Origin of the sequence: Streptomyces coffeae (assembly GCF_016741875.1) — a bacterium.
Taxonomy (GTDB): domain Bacteria; phylum Actinomycetota; class Actinomycetes; order Streptomycetales; family Streptomycetaceae; genus Streptomyces; species Streptomyces coffeae.
The window spans coordinates 1-649 of record NZ_JAERRF010000174.1; the positions used below are offsets into that span (position 1 = coordinate 1).

Consider the following 649-nt stretch of genomic DNA (forward strand, 5'->3'; position numbering starts at 1 on the left):
GGGGCCGGGGAGTGCACGATGGCTCTCGCCGGGGGCACGACCGTGATGGCCACACCGGCCATCTTCCAGGAGTTCGCACGCCAAGGCGGCCTCGCCGAAGACGGCCGGTGCAAGTCGTTTGCGGAGGCGGCGGATGGTACGGGGTGGGCCGAGGGTGCTGGGGTGCTGGTGCTGGAGCGTCTGTCGGACGCCCAGCGGCAGGGGCATCGGGTGTTGGCGGTGGTGCGGGGGAGTGCGGTGAATCAGGATGGTGCGTCGAATGGTTTGACCGCGCCGAATGGTCCGTCGCAGCAGCGGGTGATTCGGCAGGCTTTGTCGAACGCGGGTCTGTCGCCCTCGGATGTGGATGCGGTCGAGGCGCATGGTACGGGGACGACGCTCGGTGATCCGATTGAGGCGCAGGCGCTGCTGGCGACGTATGGGCAGGGGCGTGAGGGTCAGGATCCGCTGTGGCTGGGGTCTATCAAGTCGAACATTGGTCATCCGCAGGCTGCTGCCGGTGTGGCGGGTTTGATCAAGATGGTCATGGCGTTGCGGGAGCAGCAGCTGCCACGGACTCTGCATGTTGACGCGCCGTCGTCCCATGTGGATTGGGAGTCCGGTGCGGTGGAGTTGCTGGCGGAGTCGCGTGGGTGGCCGCGGCGTGTGG

Annotated in this window: 1 protein-coding gene; it reads left to right on the forward strand. The window is 67.6% G+C overall.

The features are described from left to right. On the forward strand, window positions 1-649 hold a 649-nt coding region (locus JK363_RS41545), incomplete at both ends, for a beta-ketoacyl synthase N-terminal-like domain-containing protein (protein WP_201883507.1).